Consider the following 6790-nt stretch of genomic DNA (forward strand, 5'->3'; position numbering starts at 1 on the left):
ACCTATGACTAAGGGGGCATTTTTTTCTAATTATTAATAGTTATAAAAGAAGTATAGGCAACATTCACTTATTCATAAATTGAGGCTAATAATCATGTTGAATAAAAACATGAAATCTGATTTTATCGTGAAGTTGTCAGCAAATTAAAACCGGAAATAATTCAACTAAGTGAGGCTTATAATGTTAAATCAAGATAATAAATCTACGTTGCTTGTAGAACTATCAGCAGAAGAACAACAACTTTTATCTGGGGGATGTTACCAGTCACTCCCTCCCTGTTGTTGTAAACCTAAAAAATGTGGTAAAGACTATCCAAAATATGATCGACCTACACCTTATTTCAGAGAAGATAGCTATCCTGAGCGTAACGACTAGTGTGATAGTTCATACTCTTCCTAAATAGGCAAAATATCTAACTGGACTATTTTTGATAGTCTTAGGGTTTCAATTTTGTAATTATAGGGTGAGGAGAAATTTTCAGATAGATTGCTTGATATCAAACATTAGCAGTATCTTATGCCAAAATTCTGGCTTAATTTTCTCCTCCTTCCTTTTTTATCATCAGGCTTTAAATAAAATTGCATGAGTCTATCTCTAGTTATATAATAAGTTGATTTATTGGCATCAAATGATATAAGTTATCAAATAATATTTCTAACCATAGAATCATTAAATTGATCAGAAATATCTTTATAAAAGTAAATATGGTTGTACAAAACCTAGCAAAAAATTAATTGAGGTTAACAATTATTATGTCAAACCAAAATATTCCATCTCAAAATATCCCATTTGATTTAGTTGTAGAACTATCCGTAGAAGAACAGCAACTTCTATCTGGTGGTCATGGTGGCTGGCATGGTGGCTGGCATGGTGGCCGGCGTGGTGGTCGGCATGGTGGCTGGCGTGGTCATCGTCGCCACGGATGGTGGTAAGTTAGCCTAGGCTACAAAATCAGTCTTAATAGTTTAAAGTTAATTTCTCTGAATTTGCTTTTTTTCTGTACTAGTGCCGCCGGGCGTAAATCAATCAACCATTAAAAATTTCTGAAAAGCTTGTGTAATCAGCTTTTTTTTATTTTTAATAGTTGATTTTTAATTCCGCCCTACGGTACTAGTAGTTCACCAATCCAATCAAGTAAAATTGGATTTACCAACTCAGGAGCTTCATCTTGAGGACAATGTCCTACACCTTCTAAAGGAATAAACTTTTGAACTTGGGGGAAATTGGCTAACTCTCTACCTAAATTAATAGGTTCCCAAGGGTCAGCTGTTCCCCATAAAATAATGACTGGACAAGATATTATAGGTAATAAGTCTTCCGCTAAAGGACCACTAGAATAAGCAGTAAAAGCTAAAAATACAGCCGCAGCCCCAGGATCTTTTGCCGGTGTCATCAAAATATCTACTAACTCGTCTGTCACCGTTTCGCCCTTAGCATAAGCTTGTAAAAGAATATTTTTAACTGTTGGTGGTTGAGCTAGACGATTAAAAAAGAAATTACCTACTGGTTTAATTGCTAGAAAGTTTTGTAAAATTGGTGTACCAAATCGCTTAATCCAAGGTAAGCTTGGACGTTTACGATCATGTAATAACCGCAAAGAACAGTTAAGCAAAGCAGTTCCCAACGCCATATCCGGGTTAATTACCGCCGCTTGCATAGCGACAATACAACCAATAGAATTACCTACCAAAAATGCAGGTTCACCCACCACTTCCCGACAAAAATCTGCTACTTGTTGTCCCCAAGTTTCTAAGGTATAGGTAATTTCTCCTGGCTTGGGTTTAGCTGAACCCCCAAAACCAATTAAATCAATTGCATAAACTCGGCAATTTGCGGCTAAAGCTGGAATATTTTTGCGCCAGTGTCCCCAGGATGCACCAAATCCATGTATCAGAATTACAGCGGGTCCTGTCTTCCCTTGAGTTTGGTAACAAATAGGAAAATCTTGCCAAGTCCAGATTTTTGTAGAGGTAAATGCCTTTGTATCAGCTTGCATGGTAAATATTATAATGATACAGTAGAATTCAGGAGTCAGGAGTAAAACTGGCTTTAATAATCATCAACCAAAACTCAACCAACCAAAAATTTCTTTAACTGTCAATTCCAAATTTATATTTGCCAAAATTGGTAACTTATCATCACCTTCATATATTTCTATTTTTTGTCCAGGAAATACAGCTAATACACTTTCTTCTTCGGGATTTAATAACCAACCTAATTCAGTTCCATGTCGAGAACAATGTAATAATTTAGTTAATATTTTTTTCTGTGGTTGTTCAGGAGAAAGAATTTCTATTACCCAATCAGGATGAATTTCAAAGCGGTTAGCAATTCTCCCTGATTCAGTTTTAGGAATTCTTTCCCACCGGAACACCGCAATATCAGGCACAATGGTACTACCACCAAAAGTACAGCGTAGTTCTGGGAAGGCATAAGCAATCTTGGGTGTTTCCGCTACTTGATTGATATTAGTACAAAATTTAATCTGTAAACGACTGTGTTCACCTTGTGGCATGGCTTTTTGCAGGATTTCCCCATTAATAAATTCTGATGCTGGTTTAGTTTCTGGTAACTTGAGAAAATCTTCTAGTGTAATTTGGCGTTCAGTGGCTATAGTCATAATTGGTAACTAGAAAGCATAGTTTTATTATATTGTCGGAAATTTGGGTCACGATTTTATTGATTTTGGTTATAGCGGTATGCACTTGAATGAGATACAGAATTTACCTAAAAAACCATACACCGAAGGACTTTTAACTCTGTTCCCTGTTCCCTGTTCCCTGTTCCCTGCTATATTGCTTTGGGGATGATATAGAGTAAAGTCAAGATACGCACAAGATTTATCACGATATAAATACTTATTTTTATATTTTCTCAAAAATACCGCTTTCATACGTATATCATACAACTCATATTTCGCTAAAGTAAATCTAGGAAGATAAAATTTCCGTCGTTCAAAATATTCAAGCCCCAAACTTTAATCGGGTGCATAGCATGAATAGTAAGCGGTCTACCAAAAAATCTCCAGCCAATGATGCCACTGCTCAACCATCTCCACAACAGCCAGGAAAAGAAAAAGAATTATTTCCCATTGTCGGGATTGGTGCTTCTGCGGGTGGCTTAGAGGCATTTACCCAACTATTGAGCCATTTAGCAATAGATACGGGTATGGGATTTGTGCTGATACAGCATTTAAGTCCCAACCAAAAAAGTATGTTACCCGATATTCTTTCCCGCACCACCCAAATGCCTGTAACTGAGGCGCAGGAAGGGATAAAAGTACAACCGAATCATGTTTATGTGATTCCGGCTAATGTCACCATGACCATAGCTCAAGGAGTGCTGCAACTCAGCCCCCGTGAGAAAACTCGCGGTTTGGCAATGACTATTGATAGTTTCCTGTTGTCTTTAGCAGATGATTTAGGCAGTAAAGCCATTGGCGTGGTACTGTCGGGGGGGAATGAAGATGGTACAAGGGGTTTAGAAAGTATCAAAGGTGCAGGAGGTATTACCTTTGCCCAAGCTGAAGAACCGGGAATGGTTAGTACCATGCCGAATACTGCTGTTGCTTCTGGTTATGTAGACTTTATCCTCACTCCCCAACAAATTGCTGATAAACTAGCGAACATAAGCTCTCATCCCTACATTACAGAATCAGAATCAGTTCCAGCCACTGAAGTCACCACCGAACCAGCAGATCCTTTATTAAATATTTTCCAAATTCTCCGGGCAGCTACTGGTGTTGATTTTACCTATTATAAACATACTACTTTGAAGCGGCGAATTCAGCGCCGGATGATGTTGTATAGATTAGATAAACTAGAAGATTATATTTGTTTTCTCCAAACTCACCCAGTTGAAGTTAACGCATTATATCAAGATGTATTAATTACTGTCACCAGTTTTTTCCGAGATCCAGAGGCATTTGAAGCTTTAAGAACTAAAGTATTTCCACTTATTACTAAGGAACGTCAAACTGATGATCCTATCCGTATATGGATAGCAGGATGTTCAACTGGTGAAGAAGCTTACTCTATAGCCATCTGCTTAATAGAATTCTTAATGCATCAGGGAATGAATATCCCTATCCAAATTTTTGCTACAGATGTGAATGAGATAGCTATAGAAAAAGCGAGAAGTGGTATTTACAAACCCAACCAAGTGGCAGATATTTCTCCCGAACGATTGCAGCGTTTCTTTGTGCCTATAGAGAATGGCTACCAAATTAGCAAGTTAATCCGAGAAATGTGTGTTTTTGCTAAACAAAACCTGATTAGTGATCCGCCTTTTTCTCGATTGGATCTCATTAGTTGCCGCAATGTCTTAATTTATTTGGCTTCTCCTGTCCAGAAGAAAATTGTGCCAATCTTCCATTACAGTCTTAAACCTACAGGCTTTTTGATGTTAGGTACATCAGAAAGTGTGGGAGATTTTGCTGAGTTATTTGCTGTGGTGGATAAAAAGTACAAAATATATGCTCGAAAAGTTATATCTGTCCCATTAGCGATTGAAATCATCCCCAGTCACAAACCTGTGGAAAGTCCCAAACGGCAACTACCAGCACCTGATATTTCCTGGAATGATATAGAAATACAGAAACAAGCTGACAGGATTGTATTAAATCAATTTTCTCCTGTGGGTGTGCTTATTGATAAGAATTTAGAAATTTTGCAATTTCGAGGTCAGACAAGTCTGTATTTAGAACCAGCACCGGGCAAACCCAGTTTTAATTTGCTGAAAATGGCCAAGGAAGAATTCCGGTTAGATCTACGTACCTGTATTCATCAAGCTAAACGGCAGCGGGTAGCAGTTAAAAAAGAAGGGATAAAAATCATCAAAAATGAGTTAGTTAGACTGGTGAATATTGAGATAATTCCTTTTCAAATGCCTAGTCAAGAGGCAGAGGATTTGTTTTTAGTTTTGTTTATGGAATTATTGCCAGCAGTTACTTCTGTAGAAGCATTATTAAATAGCGATGTTGAATCTGTGCAGAAGCAAAACAACATTTATATCCAAGAAATTGCTGATTTGCAACAGGAATTAAAAAATAATAAAGAGTATTTGCAATCAATTATTGAAGAACAGCAAGCTTCTAATCAAGATTTGAAAGCAGCGAATGAGGAAATTCTTTCTAGTAATGAAGAGTTGCAAAGTACCAATGAGGAATTACAAACGGCAAAGGAAGAAATTCAGGCGACTAATGAAGAATTAAATACTATTAATGATGAGCTACAACGGCGGAATCTCGAATCTAATCAGGTCAGCAGTGATTTACAAAATCTCCTGAGTAGTATTAATATTTCTATTCTTATGTTAGGTGGTAATTTAGAGATTCGCCGCTTTACTCCAGTGGCGGGATTAATATTTAATTTGATTCCTTCCGATGTCGGCAGACCATTAAGTGATATTAAACATAAGTTAAGTATACCGGATTTAGAAGCACAAATTTTAGAAGTAATTAGCTCTCTGAATTTTAAAACTCAGGAAGTGCAAGACCAGGATGGTCATTGGTATGATTTACGCATTAGACCCTATCGGACAATAGATAATAAAATTGATGGTGCTGTGGTAGTTTTAGTGGATATTGATGAACTGAAACATAGTACGGATCAACTCACAGCAGCCCGTAATTATTCAGAGGCGATTGTAGATACTGTTCGCCAATCTTTAGTGGTTTTGGATGCAGATTTACGGGTGGTTACGGCTAATCAATTTTTCTACGACACATTTAGGGTGGTGCGAGAAGAAACAGAAGATCACCTGATTTATGAAATCGGTAATGGACAGTGGGATATTTCTCAATTGCGATCGCTCTTAGAAGATGTTATCACCTACCAAACCCAGTTTCAAGATGTGGAAGTTGAGCATATTTTTGAGCAAATTGGACACAAGGTTATGCGCCTCAATGCCCGACAAATGCCGCATATAGGCGATGACCTACTGATCTTGCTAGTGATCGAGGATATTACTAAACAGAAGCAGTTTGAAGCAGAACGGATTCAACTCCTAGAACAGGAACAATCAGCGCGGACAGCCGCAGAAACAGCTAACCGCGCCAAGGATGATTTTTTATCCATTCTCTCTCACGAGTTGCGAAACCCCCTCAATTCCCTACTAGGTTGGTCAACTTTGTTGCGTCATAAGAAGCTGGATGAAGCTAGGACTGAACAAGCATTAGCAGCAATTGAACGCGCCGCCCAAGCTCAAAACCTGTTAATTATGGATTTATTGGATGTTTCCCGAATTAGCAGTGGTAGTATGCGTCTCGATGTCCAGCCCATTAAGCTGATTCCTGTGATTTCAGCGGCTATAGAAGTAGTGAATTTATCCGCAGAATCGAAAAATATTCAAATTCAATCAAGACTAGATTCTAGTTCCTACACTATAGTCGGAGATCCAATCCGCTTGCAACAGGTAATTTGGAATTTACTTTCTAACTCAATTAAATTTACTCCCCCAGGTGGAAGAATTGATATCAGTTTAAATTACAGTGATTTTCAAGCTGAAATTCAAGTTAAGGACACAGGAAAAGGTATTAGTTCTGACTTTCTCCCTTATGTATTTGACCGTTTCCGCCAATCTGATGGCACTAAAACCAAGTCAAATCCAGGTTTGGGACTAGGGCTTGCCATCGTGCGTCATTTGGTAGAACTTCACGGTGGTACAATCTCAGCCACCAGTCCAGGTGAGGATCAAGGCTCAACTTTTACAGTTAGGCTACCTCTGCAAACTAACCTCAAACCGACCGATATAGCCATAGAACCCGTTGCTCCCCCCACCTCCCCCACC

The 6790-nt window shown here is 38.2% G+C and carries 4 protein-coding genes; 2 read left to right on the forward strand and 2 right to left on the reverse strand.

All coding sequences use genetic code 11. The features are described from left to right. Positions 1-753 precede the first annotated feature (753 nt). Entirely contained in the window at positions 754-933 is a 180-nt protein-coding gene (locus IQ228_RS17775; protein ID WP_027403328.1) for a hypothetical protein, read from the forward strand. A gap of 170 nt (positions 934-1103) precedes the next feature. Here the strand turns inward: IQ228_RS17775 and IQ228_RS17780 are convergent, their stop codons facing one another. Both IQ228_RS17780 and IQ228_RS17785 read right to left on the reverse strand, forming a co-directional pair. Beyond that, the gene (locus tag IQ228_RS17780) at positions 1104-1997 is read right to left on the reverse strand and encodes an alpha/beta fold hydrolase (protein WP_027403327.1); all 894 of its coding nucleotides are present in this window, start codon (positions 1995-1997) and stop codon (positions 1104-1106) included. A 63-nt stretch (positions 1998-2060) separates the two neighbouring features. Further along, the gene (locus tag IQ228_RS17785; protein ID WP_027403326.1) at positions 2061-2621 is read right to left on the reverse strand and encodes a Uma2 family endonuclease; all 561 of its coding nucleotides are present in this window, start codon (positions 2619-2621) and stop codon (positions 2061-2063) included. Between the two features lie 374 nt (positions 2622-2995). Here IQ228_RS17785 and IQ228_RS17790 point away from each other — a divergent pair. After that, positions 2996-6790: CheR family methyltransferase (locus IQ228_RS17790; protein ID WP_193963770.1), on the forward strand; the 3795-nt coding region annotated here is incomplete at its 3' end.

The sequence above is a fragment of the Dolichospermum sp. LEGE 00246 genome (assembly GCF_015207865.1).
In the GTDB taxonomy this organism is placed as follows: domain Bacteria; phylum Cyanobacteriota; class Cyanobacteriia; order Cyanobacteriales; family Nostocaceae; genus Dolichospermum; species Dolichospermum heterosporum.